Here is a 16,565-nt window from a genome sequence, read left to right on the forward strand (position 1 = left end):
TGATTGATTCAGTGGCTTTTTTGTTTAATAACTATAAAAGCACATGAAACTTAGAGGTTACACACTGGGAATTCTGTCGGCTGTTTCGTATGGCCTGATTCCGATTTTTATCCTGCCTGTCAAGCAGGCGCACTTTTCAATGGATATTACGCTGTTTTACAGATTTTTCTTTTCGGCTTTAATGGTGGGAGGATATCTGCTGTATTCCAGAGAAAGCTTTAAAATTAATAAAAAAGAAACTTTAATTCTGGCCATCCTTGGTATCTGCTATGCGCTTTCTTCAGAGTTTCTGTTTTTAGGATATGATTTCCTTACTCCGGGAATTGCCTCTACCGTTTTATTTATTTATCCTGTTATTGTCGCATTGCTGATGTTTTTCTTCTATAAAGAGAAACTTACAGGATTATCCATAGTTTCTTTACTTCTTGCTTTTGCCGGGGTTATTGTTTTATGTACGAAAGGAAACGGGCTGGAAATCAATTTTACAGGATTGGGAATTGTAATGCTCAGTTCGCTTTTTTATGCTCTGTATATGGTGATTGTCAACAAATCAAACATCAGGGTTTCAGGGTTTAAACTCACCTTCTATTCTATGCTTTTTACATCCATGTTCTTTATGAGCAAAGCTGCAATGGCTCATGCATCCTTCGCTATCCCTTCGGCTGAGATTTTCATTAACTTTCTTATTTTTGCATTTCTCACAACGGTAATCTCCAGTCTTTGTCTGGTATATGCTATCAAATATATCGGATCTACTCCTGTTGCTATTCTGGGGGCGCTGGAACCGGTAGTAGCCGTATTGGTAAGTGTCCTGATGTTTCATGAGAAATTCACCAATAACTTATTGATCGGGATTACACTGATCCTGTTAGGAGTTACCTTAAATGTAATTACAGATCGTAAAAAACTGAATCATACCTAGACTTTATTATCCTGAAATGATTGATATCAATAAGATCACACCATTTAATTAAAAAGTAACCATCTATATCTGTTGATCTGATTGAAAAAAAATTCAACAATCCATTATGGCCTCTGGCATAACAAAATTTATCTGACTATATTGCAGGTGTCTATTGATAGGTGTTCCCCTTCTATAACAGATAAATGCATTGATTATAAAAGCCTATGAAAGAATTGCAGAAACTTACTAAAGATCAATTATATAATAGAATTAAAGCAAACTCAGAAAAATTATACAATATCACCCATGAAGCTCTTGAAAACAACTTTTTCAATGAAAGCCCCTTAGATGAAGAAAGTCTTGCTGAATTTCTTGAAATGCTGGATGATGAAATTGCAGAGAAAATAAGAGAAGCCTCTCTGGAAACCAATCATGAAAATGATGCCCCTGAAATTGTCCTCACAGAAAGTGAAAACAATACTTCTCTCGAACTGATTACCAAAGAAGGCGAAGGATATAAAATTGTTCTTATAGAAGGTGATCTTCATTTATCCGGAAAACTATATGTGGAAGACTATATTGTTCTTATTGTAACCGGTAATATACAGGCAGAAAATATAATCATCAACGGTTCTTTATACTGTTCAGGAACCATTACTGCCAGAGTATTGTTCGGAGCATCGGGGAATGATAATGAAACCTATACCGGAGGCAGTATTATGACCGCGCTTATTGCAGAAAACGGGCATTACACCGTAGCTGAAGGAAATATTTACTCCAGATATTTAATCAGTTTTCATAATGAAATAACCGGGAAAACCGGAAAATTCATTGAGAATATCAGTCTCGAAAAATCCAGTGAAATGGCATTGTTGAATCCTGCAATTCTTGATCAGGACGGATATTTCGATGAAGATGCTTTTTTAAGCTTTATTGAAAATAATCCTCCGGATAATTTATTTATTAAGCCTGCTGATTTGTTTTGAGACAGAAATTGCAATAAGCCGGAGCTCTAAAGTCTTTTCCTCATTGTTTATAATCAGGGGAAAAAATTTTTTTCTAAAAAAACTTTGGAATAACTTTGCAAAAAATTTCTGTTGAAAGACCTGCTTCTTATTACTCCGCCTTTTACCCAACTTAATACTCCTTATCCTGCAACGGCTTATATTAAAGGGTTTTTAAATACCAAAAATATTTCCAGTTATCAGGTAGATCTGGGGATCGATGTTATTTTGGATTTATTTTCAAAAGACGGAATTCAGAAGGTTTTCAATAAAGAGATTGATCTTCAGAATACCTCTGAAAACTCCCAGAGAATTTATGCTTTAAGAGAAGAATATTTAAAAACGATAGACCAGGTTATTCCTTTTTTACAGGGCAAAACACCAACATTGGCAAGGCAGATCTGCAGCATGAATTTTCTTCCCGAAGCGTCCCGCTTCAACCAGCTGGATGATATGGAATTTGCTTTTGGAAATATGGGACTTCAGGATAAAGCCAAACATTTGGCAACGCTCTATTTAGAAGATATTTCCGATTATATTGTAGAAAATATCGATGCTGATTTCGGTTTCAGCAGATATGCCGAACGTCTTGGAAAAAGTGCCAACTTATTTGATGAATTACATTCTAAGTTATCAGGTGAACCCACCTTTATTGATGAGTTTACTTTAAAAATTCTTCAGGAAAAAATCGAAACCATACAGCCGAAGCTGGTTTGTTTTTCAATACCGTTTCCGGGTAATCTGTATTCAGGTTTCAAATGTGCACAATGGATCAAAAAGCATTATCCTCATATTAAAATTGCAATGGGAGGAGGCTTTCCCAATACAGAATTAAGAGAAGTTAAAGACCAGAGAGTCTTCGAGTTTTTTGATTTTATTACATTAGATGACGGGGAACTTCCCTTGGAATTACTTCATCAGAATTTAGAAGCCACTACGGAAGAAGGTGAATTTAAAAGAACTTTTCTGCTCGAAAATAATGTAGTTGTCTATAAGAACAATTCTAAAAGACATGATTTTAAACAGTCCGAAATAGGAACTCCCGACTATACAGATCTAAAACTGGATCAGTATATTTCCGTTATCGAAATCGCCAACCCCATGCACAGTTTATGGAGCGATGGAAGGTGGAATAAACTGACGATGGCACATGGATGTTACTGGGGAAAATGTACCTTCTGCGATATTTCTTTAGACTATATCAAGATCTATGAGCCCATCTCTGCTAAAATTCTGGTAGACCGGATTGAAGAACTGATCAGGACAACCGGCGAAACAGGATTCCATTTTGTGGATGAAGCGGCCCCACCTGCCTTAATGAGAGAAGTGGCCCTGGAAATCCTCCGAAGAAACCTGGTGGTTACCTGGTGGACGAATATCCGTTTTGAAAAAAGCTTTACCCGCGATTTATGCTATCTTCTGAAACTTTCAGGATGTGTTGCTGTTTCCGGTGGGCTTGAAGTGGCCAGTGACCGGCTGCTGAAATTAATTGATAAAGGAGTTTCTGTGGAACAGGTTGCCAAAGTAACCAGAAATTTTACGGAGGCCGGAATTATGGTTCATGCTTATCTGATGTATGGCTATCCTACCCAAACCGTTCAGGAAACTGTTGATTCATTAGAAATGGTTCGACAGATGTTTGAGATGGGTATTCTACAAAGTGGTTTCTGGCATCAGTTTGCTATGACGGCACATTCGCCTGTTGGAATGAGCCCGGAAGATTTTGGAGTGGTTCCCGTAAAGCAGGAAATTCTGTTTGCCAATAATGATGTGGATTTTAAAGATAAAACAGGAATCGATCATAACAAGTTTAGCTTCGGATTAAAAAAATCTCTGTTCAATTATATGCATGGAGTCAATTTTGAACTGCCGCTTCAGGAATGGTTTGATTTTAAAATTCCAAGAACAACCATTCATCCGGATTATATTCACGACTGTCTTTTGGAAGATGGACAGTTTCAATTGAAGGCCAATTCCAAAGTTGTCTTTCTTACGAAAAATGTAATCGCTGAGAATCGCATAAAAAATAAAAAGAAATATTCTGGTACGTATACGCTGCTTACATTCCATTTAAAAACCAATATTGTAAAGATTGAGCTGGAACAGGAAAAAGCTGAATGGCTGATGAATGTATTGGAAGAAAATGCTATTGAAAATTCTAAAAAACCTACAGTTCAACAACTTAAGAATCAGTTTGAAGAAAATTTTGATGATTTTGAACTGTTTTGGTTCTCAAAACCGATACAGCAATTGAAGGAAAACGGAGTGATTTTGAGTTTATAAAAATTTACCGCTTTTTTCTCAGGGATTTTTGAGATTGCAGAATTTTGTGAATTTTTTCTGAACGAATAACATCTGCTTCTATTGAATTATGATCTCCTACAGATTTCATGGATTTACACAGATCTTGATTTTGGTTTGAGAGAATAAAATCTTCTACTTTTTCAAACCTAAACAATCAAATCCAACTTCTAAATATCATAAATAAAACGGCAAAATATTCCCCTCCTCCGGAGGGGTGTCGAAATTCAAAGAATTTTTGACGGGGTGGTTATTCAGCAAATGATCAATAAGATTTCTATACTATAGGTTTTGGCTGAAGCCGGATGAATTTAATCCATAATAAAAAAACGGGCTAAAGCCCGTTCCTATTGATATGAATATTTTTCTTTTAATGCTTAATTAATTGGGAGTTTCTTTTGATACGGTACCCACAGATACTTTCTCCTGAACTTTAATAAAATTAGGATCCATAATAGCCATGCGCTCTGCCAATGCTTTATAGGTTGGGAATTTCAGGATTGAAGCTCTGCCGGACATTTCTCTATAGATTGTAAAAGACTTCCCTCCAGCTGTTTTCAGCTGTTTTGTAGTGGTGATATATCTTCCGATAAGCTTGCTTTTGGCATCATAGATCTCAATATCTATAGGGGTTTTATCCATGATTGTATCTTCTGAACCGAAGCTTACAGGTAAATTGGTAAAATAGCCTACAGGAACACCATTGCTGAGAATCTCCCCCACTTTATTGACCTCAATATTCATCTTGTCTATTTTCTTTCTGATCGCATAAGCGTCTTTTGTTTTAGCGTCCAGTTTCCTTTTCGGAACATTGGAAAAAAGCTCATCAAGATTTTTGACATTAATGCCTTTGTTATCAATGATTTTAAGATCTTTAACTGAAGTAAAAACTGCAGATTTTTCTTCTCCGGAAAATGCAGAAGGGGATGAATAGTCTACTTCAATAGTTTTATCCCTGTTGTATACCCTGTTGATACTGATATAACTGTCACGTACAGAGTCAACAATACTTTTATCAATAAACTTTATCGTGTATATCGGGGTCTCCTTCAGATCCATAAAAGTATATTCGCTGGATTTGTTGGATAGCTTAGCCACCGGAATGCCGTCTATATTAATAATCCCCCTCTTGGTTTTGATATTCTGAGCATGAAGGAAAACACTCAGAACTGTAAAGAATATGATTATACTTTTCTTCATAGAATCAGACTTTTACATCAATAAAAAAAGTGTAACACAAAGTTACACTTTCTTGAAAATATATTTAGCTTTTCATTTAATTATTCACAAAGGATAATGCCTTTATTATGATTAAATTCTACAACACCGCTTTTGATAGCATAAGCAAAAACAGAGTCTTTTCCAGATTCTTTAGTGAAGTTTTTAGCAAAAGCCTCATCAATAGAATTAGCAAAAAGCTTTACATCACCTCCTACCAAAGAAGAAACAATTCCTGCGTGGTTTTTCATGATGTGGAATTCACCATTTTTTCCAGGCAATAACACTGAGTCTACTTCACCTTCAAAAACTACGTATTCTGGTGTTAAAATTTTTATATTCATTTTAATTTAGATTGGAAGATTTCAGATTTCAGATTTCAGACAACCTTAAAGTCTCATGTCTTGTATCTGTTATCTTTATGTCTAATTATTAAGCGTTTTCAGCCAACATTTTTTGTCCTGCTTCGATAGCTTCTTCGATAGTTCCTTTCAGGTTGAAAGCTGCTTCTGGTAAGTGATCTAATTCACCATCCATAATCATGTTAAATCCTTTGATGGTATCTTTGATGTCTACCAATGATCCCGGGATACCTGTAAACTGCTCTGCTACGTGGAAAGGCTGAGATAAGAATCTCTGAACTTTTCTTGCACGGTATACAACCGCTTTATCTTCTTCAGAAAGTTCTTCCATACCAAGGATCGCGATGATATCCTGAAGTGCTTTATATCTTTGAAGGATTTCTTTTACTCTTTGAGCACAGTTATAGTGATCGTGACCAATAACTTCCGGAGCAAGGATTCTTGAAGTAGAAGCCAGTGGATCTACCGCTGGATAGATACCTAATGAAGCAATCTTTCTGTCAAGTACCGTAGTTGCATCAAGGTGAGCAAACGTAGTTGCAGGAGCCGGGTCAGTTAAGTCATCCGCAGGTACGTATACCGCCTGTACTGAAGTAATTGAACCGTTTTTAGTTGAAGTAATTCTTTCCTGCATCGCACCCATCTCAGAAGCAAGTGTCGGTTGGTAACCTACCGCTGATGGCATACGACCAAGAAGTGCAGATACCTCAGAACCAGCCTGTGTAAAACGGAAGATGTTGTCTACGAAGAAAAGTACGTCTCTACCTTGTCCGCTTTCTCCACCGTCTCTGTAGTACTCAGCTAATGTAAGACCGGAAAGGGCTACTCTAGCTCTTGCACCTGGCGGCTCGTTCATCTGTCCGAAAACGAATGCAGCTTTTGAATCTTTCATCGCTTCTAAATCTACTTTAGAAAGATCCCAACCTCCGTTTTCCATAGAGTGCATGAAATCATCACCATACTTGATGATACCTGATTCCAACATCTCTCTCAAAAGGTCATTTCCTTCTCTCGTTCTTTCACCTACTCCGGCGAAAACAGAAAGACCTCCGTGTCCTTTTGCAATATTGTTAATCAACTCCTGGATCAATACTGTTTTACCTACACCGGCACCACCGAACAATCCAATTTTACCTCCTTTTGCATAAGGCTCAACTAAGTCGATTACTTTAATACCTGTAAATAAAACTTCTGCTGAAGTTGATAATTGATCAAATTTTGGAGCTGGTCTGTGAATTGGAAGACCACCATCCTTAGAAATATCTTGAAGTCCGTCGATAGCATCACCAACAACGTTGAATAGTCTTCCGTTTACAGCCTCTCCGATTGGCATCATAATAGGATTTCCGAATCCGATTACATCTTGTCCTCTCTTAAGACCGTCAGTAGCGTCCATTGCAATACATCTTACTGTATCTTCGCCAATATGTTGTTCTACCTCTAAAACTACTTTTTCACCGTTTTCTTTTGTAATTTCTAACGCGTCATAGATTGCTGGAACAGCTTCCACATCTGTGAAGACAACGTCGATTACCGGACCAATAATTTGAGAAATTTTACCTTTAATTTGGTTTGCCATTGCTAAATTTTTTCTTGGTGCAAATATAGTGATTCTTCATAAACCCGCAATTGGTAAAAAAAAGATTTTTATCATGCTTTTGCAAATTTACCAATCCAGCAATTTACCTCTCCCACACTCATATTTTGCCTTCAGGAAATATTGATACATCGTTATATTGATAGATTGTTACATTATATCTATATTTGCAATCAAAATTTTTCCGTTTTGAAAGTTTTCAAGAATTTTACAGATTATTCCTCACAAAAGCCTTTAGCATTATCTTTAGGAATGTTTGACGGGGTACATCTCGGACACAAAAGTATTATCGATGAGCTGGCTAAAATAGGTACAGAAAACAATCTGGAAACTGCTATCCTTACTTTCTGGCCGCACCCAAGGTTTGTTTTTAATCCTAACGAAGATTTAAAGCTTCTGAATACCCTGGAAGAAAAGAAACAGCTGGTTGAAAAATATGGCATTGATAATCTGTTCCTGAAAGAATTTGATGAAGAATTCAGAAACCTGACCGGAGAAGAGTTTGTACGTCAGATTTTAATTGATAAGCTCAATGTAAAATACCTTATTATAGGATATGACCATTCTTTCGGAAAAAACAAAAGCGGAAATTTTGAGCTTCTTCAAAAATTGTCAAAAGAACTTGATTTTGAGGTTGAACAAATGGAGGCTATCAATATCCATGAAAACAACATCAGTTCCACAAAAGTGCGTAATGCGCTTTTAGCAGGCAATATTAGAGAAGCCAACGAAATGCTGGGCTATTTTTATTCTGTTTCCGGAACTGTGGTGCATGGCAAGAAAATCGGAAGGACTATAGGATATCCAACAGCCAATATTGATACGGAATCTATCAAGCTTTTACCTAAAAAAGGAGCTTATATTGTAGAGGTGTTTGTAAAAGGCAACCAATACAAAGGAATGCTGAGCATTGGAACCAATCCGACGGTAAACGGAGAAAAACTAACTGTGGAGGTTTATATCCTTGATTTTGATGATGATATTTATGACGAAAAGATTACGGTAAGTTTCAGGGATTTTCTTCATGATGAAATCAAATTTGAAGGTCTTGACAAATTGATCGAAAGACTGGATGAGGATAAAAGATTAACACAGGAATATGATTTCAAGGAGCAATAATTTTGACTTTTTAAGGCTGGTTTTTGCAAGTCTTGTTGTCATTACCCATTCCTATGCTCTTTCAGGAGCTGCCCAAGGCGATCCTCTGTCACAACTCACCCACGGACAAATGGAATTTTCTTATCTGGGGGTTCATGGTTTTTTCATTATTTCCGGATATTTGATTTTTAAAAGCCTGCTTCGCTGCAAAGGTCTTCCGGATTTCTACTGGAAAAGACTGTTAAGACTTTTCCCCGCACTCCTGGTAGTACTTTTCCTTACCGTATTACTGGCCCCGGCTGTGTATGAAAGTACGGTTCCGTATTTAAAGAATACTTCCGTATATACTTATATTCCTCAGAATCTTACTTTATTCTTCCGTCAGAAAGGCATTGATGGCGTTTTTGAAACCAACCCCTATAAGCATAGTATCAACGGGAGCTTATGGACGATCTGCTATGAATTCAGTATGTATGTTATGGTATCGTTCCTTTTCTTTATCCGGGAAAAGACTTTTGTGAAAATTGTTGTCATTCTGCTATTTATATCAAGCTATATTTTAAGCATCTTTCATCCTTATTTTCTTTACGGATTGTTTCACAAGTTGGCATTGGGAAGCAATCATTTTTACAATCTGATGTGCTTTTTCGCCGGAGGAATGGTACTGACTTATCTGAACACCAATAAAAGAACAGAAAACATTCTCATTATACTTTCCTTTATCGTTCTTGTAGTGAGTCTATACTTAAACATCTTCAGGTATACCTGTTATATTACCATGCCTCTGCTTGTCATACTTATTGGTAAGAGTTCTACCCGGTATCTCAATAAGGTAGGAGAAGTGATTGGTGATACATCTTACGGGATTTATATTTATTCCTTCCCGATCCAGCAGGCCCTGATGTACTTTTTTAAACTGGATACAGCTATGCTGTTTATATTTTCATTACCGCTTTCAATTCTCCTGGGGTATATTTCCTGGCATCTGATCGAAAAGAAAGCATTAGGATATAAAGATTTATTTACAGAAAAGGCTATTCTCACGGAATAGCCTTTTGATTTATTTCAATACTTTTAAGTAGATTTTCTGAGTTTCATTATTCAGTTTCACATTCGGAAACTGCTTGTCATAGTCTATAACAATATCGCCTTTTTCGCCGGCTTTCCCGTTACCGTCAGAATCCCAGCTTATCGCCACATAATATTTGGCAGGACCTGCTGGCTTTGGATTAATCTTGCTTTCTGCATCTTCAGGTATAGGCAGATTGATGGTAAAAGGTACCGACTTCTGTTCATATTCCTGTTCTGTAATTAATGTGGCAGGGGCATCAGCCAGCTTTTCATCTATCCCATATAAGCTTACTTTGAGCAGGGCACTTTTTATGGTGAATTGATCTGTCCCTGAAAATTCTATTTTAAGAGTTCCGGGAGTTTTTTCAGAAGCTGGTACAGCAGATTCTGTTTTTGTGTCAGTGTTTTTATTTACCGGCTTGGTACAGCTTGCCAGCATCAATGTTCCGGCCGTTACGAATAATAAAAGGTGATTTCTCATTTGTTATTTATTTATTTATTATTAAATACATATTTCACTGCTGAAAGATAACAAATACCATACCCCTGTGTTATTTCTTATTCTTTATAAAGAATTGACTTCATTCTGAGCTTTTTTAGTCAGGGATTTAAAAACCAGATCATAGGATTGGTCAATAAGTTTAAAGATCAGCTCTCTTTTCAATCCATCTACTGTTACAGAATTCCAGTGAGTTTTGTTCATATGGTATGCACCTGTAATCTGTGGATACTGCTCACGAAGCTCTGCACTCCATTCGGGATCTGTTTTTACATTGATCGCCAGCGGCTGCCTTTCAAGCCCCATCAATAAAAACATTTTGGTGTCTACCTTCATTACAAGTGTTTCGTTATCAAACGGAAAACTTTCCGTAACTCCTTTTTTAGCAAGGCAGTAATCTAAAATTTCGTTGGCATCCATATTCAATATGAGTAATGAGTGATCAATAATGAGTAATGATTAAATTAGTTCTTTACTCTTTAATTCAAATTTAGTAAATTTAAGAAAGAATAATCTCACAAAATCACAATTATTATGAAAGCTCTGGTAATAGGTGCTACAGGTGCCACAGGAAAAGATCTGGTGAATCAGTTACTCAATGATAAAGAATTTGATGAAGTGGATATTTTCGTCAGAAAGCCTGTTGATATTCAAAATGATAAGCTTAAGGTTCATGTTGTGAATTTTGAAAAACCTGAAGAATGGAAAGATATGGTAAAAGGGGATGTTGCTTTTTCGTGTCTGGGAACTACTTTAAAGGATGCCGGAAGCAAGGAAGCCCAAAAGAAAGTAGACTTTGATTATCAATATGAGTTTGCAAAAGCAGCGAAAGAGAACAATGTGGAAGATTATATTCTGGTATCAGCTTACGGAGCTAACCCGCAGTCTAAAATTTTCTATTCCAAAATGAAAGGTGAACTTGAAGAAGCTGTAAAACAGTTACATTTTAATAAGATCACTATTTTCAAACCGGGAATGCTTGAGCGAAAAAATTCTGAGAGAACGGGAGAGGTGTTAGGCAGCCGCATTATAAAATTTGCCAATAAACTTGGACTGCTGGAAAGTCAAAAACCTCTGCCGACTGATATCCTGGCAAAGGCAATGATTAACTCTTCGAAAATAAAAAGCAACGGCTATTCCAGTATAAAACTGGGGAATATTTTCTGTTTTGCGGAAAAAAGCAACCAATAATATTTTACCTTATCTTGTGTTTTGTTGTATCAATAACCTGCTTGATCCATTTGTAATCGGGTAATTTCCTAAGTTTTAAAATTAATTCATAAGGAATATTTTCAGTTCCGATCAATGTTCCGGCAATTTGTCCGGCAATTGAAGCGTTGGTATCTGTATCTCCTCCCGAAAAGATAATTTGTTTCAACATTTCTTCCAGACCTAAATCAATAATTTTGGTTGAGCAATAAATTGCAAAAGGAACTGAATTAACAACATAGCCATTATTGCCCAATTTTGATATTTCTGAAATTGAAGCGTTATTTCCAATTGAATTGATTTCGATTAACCTGTCTCTTACATTTGTATCAGGAATTTCTGGAATAATAATATCAAAAAGATTATTTTTTCCATTCCAGTCAGAATTGAGGATAGCTTTTATAGAAAGAAAAACAGCCAAAGCTCCAGCAAAGGCTTCATCATTTCTATGTGTTAATTTACATGCTTCGTAAACATTCTGTCTTGTAATATCTGAGAAAAAAGCAAAAGGAGCAATTCTCATCGCTCCTCCGTTTCCTGCAGCAAACTCTCCGATTCGTCCAGCCTGACTCCAATGAAGACCTGCTTCAGTATCTAAAATTGCCTTAAGTGTAGAAGCGCCAATACCTGTTAATTTGCGGCTTCTGTAATATTCTATAAATCTATTGATAAGATTTTCAGGAGTAAAGCTATCAGACAGAACCTCACAGGTTGCCAGTGTCATTTGTGTATCATCTGTAATATTCCAGACTCTTCGCTTTATGCTCTTTTTTCCTAAATAATAAATATGTGAATCATCGGTTTCTATTTCATTTTCATAGCTGCTTCCCCACGCATCTCCAATTGCTCCGCTAATAATACAGGCTTCAAACCGATCCAAAAAATCCATATATATTTCTTATTTCAGATACTTTGTAATTGCCTCATCTGTTGGCTTTGTAGTGCTTACAAAAGAATCGATCAGTTTTCCGTTTTCATCAACCAGGAATTTGGTAAAGTTCCAAAGGATGCTTGTATTTTTTACTCCGTTTAGCTCTTTTTCTGTTAAATACTTAAAGATAGGAGCTGTATCATCACCTTTTACAGATACTTTTGCAGCCATAGGAAATGTTACACCATAGTTTTTCTGGCAGAAAGCCCCGATTTCAGTGTTCGTTCCAGGCTCCTGGCCTCCGAAATTATTGGCAGGGAAACCTACCACTACCAGCTTATCTTTATACTGTTCGTATACTTTTTCAAGATCTGCATACTGCGGGGTAAATCCACATTCTGAAGCGGTATTGACAATCAGGATTTTCTTTCCTTTGAAATCAGCAAAATTGATTTCTTTACCATCAAGACTTTCTACTTTGAAGTCGTATATTGTTTTTCCCATAAGTTCATTGGTTTTAGCTTTAGAAACTTCACTTTTTTGGTTGGTGCAGCTTTGCAGAAATGCGATGAATGAAAGCAGCAGTAAAAAAATTTTTTTCATTTTTTATAATTTTTTGCAGCGAACCGCAGTTGATTAAAACTTGAAAATATTTGCAGGAAACACTTTGTTGATATCAATTCTGTTGAGCAGCATCACATAATCTCCGTCTTTCTTAGCACTTGATGATTCTATTCTGAAAGGCATGATAAGGTTTCCAACTTTTTTAAAATCAGAATATACAAGTGTTTCATCTTTTTTCACTTCTTTGATCAGCATATATGTCTTTGCATCAAAATAATACATGTTCTTATTGACATTCTTGGTCAGTTCAACCTTATGGCAGTAGATCTCTCCTACTTTTTCTTTTCCAAGATATCTGGCCTCAAAACCTTTGTTTTCCCAATCAATGAAGTCATTGTCAAAACTTTCCGGAACATATTCTGGATATTCCTGAAGCTTATTGGCTGCATAATTCATGGCATAGCCTTTAGTTCCGTCATAGCCTTCAATTGCGGTTTCTTTTCCACCGGTAGTAATCAATGTTTTAGTAAGATTCGGACGCTGCTGATAGATTTTTATCGGATATTCATCTTTGATTCCTAAAATTACTTTTCCCTGAAGCAATACCGAATTCAATAATTTCCAATTGGTTAACCCTCCGGAGAATTCAATGTTTTTGTCAATAATTTCCTTTGCGGTCTGTGCAAATGCGACATGCGAAAATATCAGTCCGAATACTAATAATAACTTCTTCATTAATTTTATTTATAAATTCAAATATAGGGGGATTTCTGTAAAATTACAAAAGGCAAAAGAGCGTTTGATCATTTGCTTTTTTGCCTTCAATATTTTTAAATCAGTTTTCTGGCTTTTTCCAGATCTTCCGGGGTATCTATGCCCACTCCTATGAAATTGGTTTCAATCATTTTGATTTTCATTCCATATTCAAGATAGCGGATGCATTCTATTTTTTCGGATATTTCCAAAGGTTTCATAGCCAGTTTTGAAAACTGAAGCAAGGCTTCTTTTCTGAAAGCATAAACTCCAATATGCTTAAAATAGCTTACATCATAAGAAACTTCCCTGTGAAAAGGAATTACGGAACGGCTGAAATACAAAGCAAAACCATTGTTATCCGTAATCACTTTTACGTTATTCGGGTTTTCTATTTCTTCTTTTTCATGCAGCTGTATTTTTAAAGAAGCTAAAGAGATTTCCTGTTGATCATCATGTCTGAAAACTTCTATCAGCTGCTGTAAAGGTTCTAATTTTAGGAAAGGCTCGTCTCCCTGAACATTGATCACGATATCACAATCTATATGCTGTACTGCTTCGGCAATACGGTCGCTTCCGGTCTCATGCCGGCCTGTCATTACGGCTTTTCCTCCATTTTTTTGAATTTCGTCAAAAATAATTTCAGAGTCTGTAGCGACAAATACTTCATCAAACAGCCCGGTTTCCACTACATTCTGATACGTTGTGGTAATAACGGTTTTTTCTCCTAAAATCTGCATCAGTTTTCCTGGAAAACGGCTGGCTTCGTAGCGGGCAGGAATAACAGCGATTATTTTCATTCAGTAAAAATATTAAGTAATTCTCTTTAATTCAACAGGTTTCCATTTCAGCATATACCAAGCTGCAATGTTTCCTTTTTATTGAGATCAAATGTAGTGAAAAGTATCTTATTTACTATACAAAACAGAGATTTCAGCAGCCTAAAAAGAGAGTTTTACCCCTATCATATTGTATTCCCATTGGCGGGATGCCACAAAGTTGAGATTATATTTTGTTTTTCCTATAGAAATCTCAGTTTTCTTATCGTTGTAATTTTCAACTTTTTATATTTAGGTGTGTAATCCCAAAGATAGCTCCTGGCTGAGTGTCTTACAAAGCAGTTATTTAACTTTTAATATTTATTTAATTTTTATGTTATCAGTTTAAATATTCAATCAGAAAAATAATTCCATACATCCAGGCAATATAGAGAAAAGAATAGAACAGCCCGAATCCCAGGCTTTTTAATAAATTTCCTTTGCATTTCCCTGAATTTCTGAAAACTAACCGCAGTGCTCTGAAAAATACCCAATACAAAATAGCAATTAACAATAATACGGCTGACCAAAAGAAAAGGCCCAGGAAATAGGAAAGGAAGATGAGTAGAATAGAAAATATAATCCACAAAAGAATGGCAAGAATAGCTCCTCCTATCCCATCACCTGCATCTGGAAGATCAATATCAAAACCTTCAAATTTAGGTGTTTTATCAGCATATCGTTGTAATCTTTCTTTATTTAAAATATTTCCGACGTTATCTTTTAATTTCAAGCCAGAATATAATCCCAGGGTGATGAACAGAAAGAATCCTCCAGCCAAAATGGAGGTTGATAAAATAGAATTTTGAAATAATGAACGATGGTCTGCTTTTCCTGCAAGCCATACGCTTACTATAACTATTGCTATAATTGCCAGTGTTGAAAAAAACAAATATTTTGTCTCAATAAAAGATTTTCGTGGAAGTTTCATGGTTTTCTATATAAAAATGCTCCGACTCTGTTCAACGTGACAATGCTAATACTGATTCATGTTTTAACGATGTCATGCCGGACAGAGTCGAAGCATTTATTTATCTGAAGGTTACTTTAAATTGTTCAAAGCATTTTCCAGTTTCGGAAGCATTACTTTGATCTCATCCACTGCCAATCCTCCTACAGAAGCACGGAACCAAGGTTCTGATTTTTCTTCCCCAAAGGCTGAGAATGGTACTAAAGCAACACCTGCTTCATTAATCAGGTAGAATACCAGATCTGAAGAGTTTCCGATAACAGCTCCATCAGGTTTTGTTTTTCCGATATAATCAAGCTTAATGGTAAGATAAAGTGCTCCCATCGGCTCGATACTGTCCACAGAAAGACCTTTTGCTTTCAAATCCTGAACTCCGTTATGAAGAACTTTTAAACTTTCTTCAAGCTTAGCTTTAAAATCGTTAACAAAAGTATTCACGTTCTCCGGATTTTCATAGAATTTAGCGGTTGCTTCCTGTTCAGGTTTTGGCGCCCATGCTCCAACGTGCGTCAGAAGCGCCTTCATTTTATCAAGAATATGAGAAGGGCCAAATCCCCATCCTACACGGACTCCGGTTGCTGCAAGGCATTTTGAAATACCGTCTATGTAGATGGTGTAGTCTTTCATTTCAGGGAAAAGAGAAACAGGATCTACATGCTCTGCTCCAAAAGTAAGGCAAGAATAGATCTGGTCATACATTAGGTACAACGGTTTTTCATCAGCTCCTCTTTTGTTGTTTTCAGCGATTACCAGTTCACAGATTTCTGAAAGCTGTTCTTTTGTAAACATTGTTCCGGTAGGGTTCAATGGTGAACAAAGTGCTAATAAAACAGCTCCGTCCAGGTGAGGTCTCAGGTCATCAGCAGTCGGAAGGAAATTGGTTTCAGGTTTTGTTTTTACTTCTACAGCATTGGCTGAAGTAAGGTAAGCATAGTGATTGTTGTTCCATGATGGTGTAGGATATACTACTTTATCTCCTTCATCTACAATGGTTTTGTATACAGCATAGATCAAAGGTCTTGATCCTGCAGTAATTAAAATATCCTCAGGAGAATAATCCAGATTCCATCTTTTTTTAAGGTCTTTGGAAACTTCTTTTCTTAAAGATAAAAGTCCGTTTGCAGGAGGATAGTTCGTCAGATTATTCTGATAAGCTTTCTGAATCTCTTCCTTCAGCAATGCCGGAATAGGATAGATATTAGAATTCAGATCACCAATAGTAAGATTGGCAATTTCCGCTCCCTTTGCTTTTAAGTCATTTACTTCGTTACCAATTTTTACAATTTCAGAACCGATCAGGTTCGCTGCTAATTTTGAAACTTTCAC

Annotated in this window: 17 protein-coding genes; 6 read left to right on the forward strand and 11 right to left on the reverse strand. The window is 36.4% G+C overall.

Annotation, left to right across the window (positions count from 1 at the left end):
* Positions 1–43: 43 nt before the first annotated feature.
* The 3 genes from ACR1PO_RS00180 (at position 44) to ACR1PO_RS00190 (ending at position 4,191) form a co-directional block, all read left to right on the forward strand.
* Positions 44–922 carry a DMT family transporter gene (locus ACR1PO_RS00180; RefSeq protein WP_433985410.1) on the forward strand — a complete coding sequence of 293 codons (879 nt, stop codon included), beginning with the start codon at positions 44–46 and terminating at the stop codon, positions 920–922.
* Positions 923–1,128: 206 nt separating this feature from the next.
* Positions 1,129–1,890 carry a polymer-forming cytoskeletal protein gene (locus ACR1PO_RS00185; RefSeq protein WP_433985411.1) on the forward strand — a complete coding sequence of 254 codons (762 nt, stop codon included), beginning with the start codon at positions 1,129–1,131 and terminating at the stop codon, positions 1,888–1,890.
* A gap of 111 nt (positions 1,891–2,001) precedes the next feature.
* Entirely contained in the window at positions 2,002–4,191 is a 2,190-nt protein-coding gene (locus ACR1PO_RS00190) for a B12-binding domain-containing radical SAM protein (protein ID WP_433985412.1), read from the forward strand.
* Positions 4,192–4,590: 399 nt separating this feature from the next.
* On the opposite strand, the gene ACR1PO_RS00195 is transcribed toward ACR1PO_RS00190, so the two are convergent.
* From ACR1PO_RS00195 to atpD, 3 genes are all read right to left on the reverse strand, one after another.
* The gene (locus ACR1PO_RS00195) at positions 4,591–5,409 is read right to left on the reverse strand and encodes a hypothetical protein (RefSeq protein ID WP_433985413.1); all 819 of its coding nucleotides are present in this window, start codon (positions 5,407–5,409) and stop codon (positions 4,591–4,593) included.
* A gap of 80 nt (positions 5,410–5,489) precedes the next feature.
* The gene (locus ACR1PO_RS00200; RefSeq protein WP_041461756.1) at positions 5,490–5,771 is read right to left on the reverse strand and encodes a FoF1 ATP synthase subunit delta/epsilon; all 282 of its coding nucleotides are present in this window, start codon (positions 5,769–5,771) and stop codon (positions 5,490–5,492) included.
* Positions 5,772–5,859: 88 nt separating this feature from the next.
* Positions 5,860–7,368 carry a F0F1 ATP synthase subunit beta gene (gene atpD, locus ACR1PO_RS00205; protein ID WP_002979246.1) on the reverse strand — a complete coding sequence of 503 codons (1,509 nt, stop codon included), beginning with the start codon at positions 7,366–7,368 and terminating at the stop codon, positions 5,860–5,862.
* 207 nt (positions 7,369–7,575) lie between these two features.
* On the opposite strand from atpD, the gene ACR1PO_RS00210 reads away from it, so the two are divergent.
* Both ACR1PO_RS00210 and ACR1PO_RS00215 read left to right on the forward strand, forming a co-directional pair.
* On the forward strand, positions 7,576–8,505 hold the full coding sequence (locus ACR1PO_RS00210) for a bifunctional riboflavin kinase/FAD synthetase (RefSeq protein WP_433985414.1): 930 nt from the start codon (positions 7,576–7,578) through the stop codon (positions 8,503–8,505).
* Positions 8,486–9,535 carry an acyltransferase family protein gene (locus ACR1PO_RS00215; RefSeq protein ID WP_433985415.1) on the forward strand — a complete coding sequence of 350 codons (1,050 nt, stop codon included), beginning with the start codon at positions 8,486–8,488 and terminating at the stop codon, positions 9,533–9,535. Before ACR1PO_RS00210 ends, ACR1PO_RS00215 begins: the two co-directional genes overlap by 20 nt.
* Positions 9,536–9,544: 9 nt before the next feature.
* Here ACR1PO_RS00215 and ACR1PO_RS00220 read toward each other — a convergent pair whose 3' ends face one another.
* Together ACR1PO_RS00220 and ACR1PO_RS00225 are read right to left on the reverse strand one after the other, a co-directional pair.
* Entirely contained in the window at positions 9,545–10,036 is a 492-nt protein-coding gene (locus ACR1PO_RS00220) for a hypothetical protein (RefSeq protein WP_433985416.1), read from the reverse strand.
* An 84-nt stretch (positions 10,037–10,120) separates the two neighbouring features.
* Positions 10,121–10,474, reverse strand: a complete 354-nt coding sequence (locus ACR1PO_RS00225; RefSeq protein ID WP_433985417.1) for an MmcQ/YjbR family DNA-binding protein — start codon at positions 10,472–10,474, stop codon at positions 10,121–10,123.
* 114 nt (positions 10,475–10,588) lie between these two features.
* Between ACR1PO_RS00225 and ACR1PO_RS00230 the strand changes: the two genes are divergently transcribed.
* Positions 10,589–11,245, forward strand: a complete 657-nt coding sequence (locus ACR1PO_RS00230; RefSeq protein WP_332386654.1) for an NAD(P)H-binding protein — start codon at positions 10,589–10,591, stop codon at positions 11,243–11,245.
* Between the two features lie 4 nt (positions 11,246–11,249).
* On the opposite strand, the gene ACR1PO_RS00235 is transcribed toward ACR1PO_RS00230, so the two are convergent.
* The 6 genes from ACR1PO_RS00235 to ACR1PO_RS00260 all read right to left on the reverse strand — a co-directional run bounded on the left by ACR1PO_RS00235 (position 11,250) and on the right by ACR1PO_RS00260 (position 16,565).
* Positions 11,250–12,152, reverse strand: a complete 903-nt coding sequence (locus ACR1PO_RS00235) for an ADP-ribosylglycohydrolase family protein (protein ID WP_433985418.1) — start codon at positions 12,150–12,152, stop codon at positions 11,250–11,252.
* 9 nt (positions 12,153–12,161) lie between these two features.
* Entirely contained in the window at positions 12,162–12,737 is a 576-nt protein-coding gene (locus tag ACR1PO_RS00240) for a glutathione peroxidase (RefSeq protein WP_131434190.1), read from the reverse strand.
* A gap of 33 nt (positions 12,738–12,770) precedes the next feature.
* Entirely contained in the window at positions 12,771–13,433 is a 663-nt protein-coding gene (locus ACR1PO_RS00245; protein ID WP_332386651.1) for a histidine kinase, read from the reverse strand.
* 95 nt (positions 13,434–13,528) lie between these two features.
* Entirely contained in the window at positions 13,529–14,251 is a 723-nt protein-coding gene (gene kdsB, locus ACR1PO_RS00250; protein ID WP_332386650.1) for a 3-deoxy-manno-octulosonate cytidylyltransferase, read from the reverse strand.
* Positions 14,252–14,609: 358 nt separating this feature from the next.
* On the reverse strand, positions 14,610–15,200 hold the full coding sequence (locus tag ACR1PO_RS00255) for a hypothetical protein (RefSeq protein WP_332386649.1): 591 nt from the start codon (positions 15,198–15,200) through the stop codon (positions 14,610–14,612).
* A gap of 111 nt (positions 15,201–15,311) precedes the next feature.
* Entirely contained in the window at positions 15,312–16,565 is a 1,254-nt protein-coding gene (locus ACR1PO_RS00260; protein WP_332386648.1) for a pyridoxal phosphate-dependent aminotransferase, read from the reverse strand.

The sequence above is a fragment of the Chryseobacterium amylolyticum genome, assembly GCF_051011775.1.
Classification (GTDB): Bacteria; Bacteroidota; Bacteroidia; order Flavobacteriales; family Weeksellaceae; genus Chryseobacterium.